Raw genomic sequence first — 1844 nt, forward strand, 5'->3', positions numbered from 1 at the left:
ATGCACCGGCAAGCCCCAGCGGATACGCTGCGCCATAACACCATGCTTTTCCTCCAGGACGTCAGCCGTGGTTGCCCCGATACCGTCACCGTCGATCACGATACTGATATTCGGGTACTTCTCATGGGTGCACTCATTAAAGATGAAATCAGCAAAACGTGACGGTGTAACGGTCGATTCCATTTCAAAGACCTGGTGCGGCACTACACGCCGGTGCTTGCCGTAACCGGATACCCGGAAGATGCCCAGGATCGACTTATCCCGGCCGTTCCCAACGTCACAGCTGGCAACCCACCCCCAGCCCTTGGCCAAGGGCACATGACGCCGCATAGCGCGCTCACACACGTCACGCCCCAAAAGGTAGCCGGAAAGCGTTGAAGGGAACTCACCTCGTACCTTAATCAGGTATTCAGGGCTTTCCCGGCCGCCGTAATCCAACAGCTTCTCAGCGATGAACTTCAGCGTTACAAGCGGACTCTCCTCGGAATTGAGCTTAATCGCTGTATAGGTGCCCTTGGGGTTGTCCGGTGTTTTGGCCAGTCGGTGATGGGAGTCGTAAAACTCCCCGCTGGTGCGCGTGGGCTGCGAGATCAGTAGCAGCCGGTTATCGTCCTGGGTCAGTGCACCCTTGATGATACCGAATGCCTTGTCAGAGACGCCTGACGCCTCATCAATAATGTAGAGCAGGTGTTCGGCGTGCTCACCGGCCAGCGCCTCTTCATTGCCCAGACGGAAGCCTTTCGGCACCACTTCCCAGCTGCCCTTTGAGCTGTTCTCAAAGAACTGCATATCAGTCAGGGTGAAGTATTCTGCCAACCAGGGAAACTTCGACAGCGCAACCTTCCAGTTTTGCTTAAGGTATTTGAATATACCGGTCTTAACCTGTTGCAATTTGTTCGCTACCAGGATGACACGCGCATCAGGGTAAAAAATCATGTAGCAGAGGATCATGATAGAGGTCATATCAGACTTCCCGGTACCGTGCCCGGAGGACACTGTGGTACGGCTGCCGGTCTGCTGCACGGCCTCTATAATCATCTCCTGCTGCCAGGTCGGGGTCTTCCCGAACACTACTTCGGCGGCAGTAATCCAGTCATAACGGTACATCACAACTAACTGCTGCCAGCGCGGGTCGTCTACTACCGACCGCTTATTCTGGCTGGTGGCCATCTACCTCTTCTCCATATAACAGGGTGTTGATCTCGTCGTCGGGTTCCTCATCTTCAGCAAACCCTACGGTAAGGTTCAGGTCATTCAGGGAACCATCTGTGGCTACGTCGCCATAACCGCCCCCGTCTACCATCTCATTGACGGCTTCGCGCTTACTGGCCAGCTCTGAATCCAGCCCGGCCATACGCTGGGCACGCTGCGCCCGGGCTTGCCTGTCCAGCTCCGCCAGATCCACCGGCTGCGTGTTAATGTCGCCGCTATTGCTGTTTTTCATCTCCGTGCGCGCCAGCTCCAGTAGCAGGGGCGGCACCTTGTCACCGTGGGACTCAATGATGATCGCGGTATCGAGCGCGCTGCGGCCGTGTGCCTGGCGCTCCTGATAGGCCAGCTGGATGCGCTCCGGCTCCTGGAGCTTGCGCAGGTGCTTTTCCTGTTCGCGCTGCTCCTTGGCGTAGCTCTGTCGGACGCCCACAAGCGTGCGGGCTGTATCGTTGATGGCCGCGGCGGCAGCGGTTACCACAGAGAGGGCTTTCACCAACGGGGGCTGGCCGCCCTCCTCCTCATCTGGCTCCGGCTGAGCGGCCAGGAACGCAATGAGATCCAGGCTGATGCGCTCGAGCTTGAACAGGTTTACCAACCCCTTTTCAATCACCACCGCTTCAATGGCATCGACG

Annotated in this window: 1 protein-coding gene and 1 pseudogene; both read right to left on the reverse strand. The window is 57.4% G+C overall.

All coding sequences use genetic code 11. The annotated features are described in order from the left end of the window. A partial coding sequence (locus CYR55_RS22695) for a terminase (RefSeq protein WP_101818565.1) occupies positions 1 to 1170 on the reverse strand: 1170 nt, incomplete at its 3' end. Further along, positions 1151 to 1844 (reverse strand): annotated as a pseudogene (locus CYR55_RS23675) (hypothetical protein); the annotation flags it as partial. The gene CYR55_RS22695 and the pseudogene CYR55_RS23675, both read right to left, overlap by 20 nt.

It is taken from the genome of Chimaeribacter californicus (genome assembly GCF_002858675.1).
GTDB classification, from domain to species: domain Bacteria; phylum Pseudomonadota; class Gammaproteobacteria; order Enterobacterales; family Enterobacteriaceae; genus Chimaeribacter; species Chimaeribacter californicus.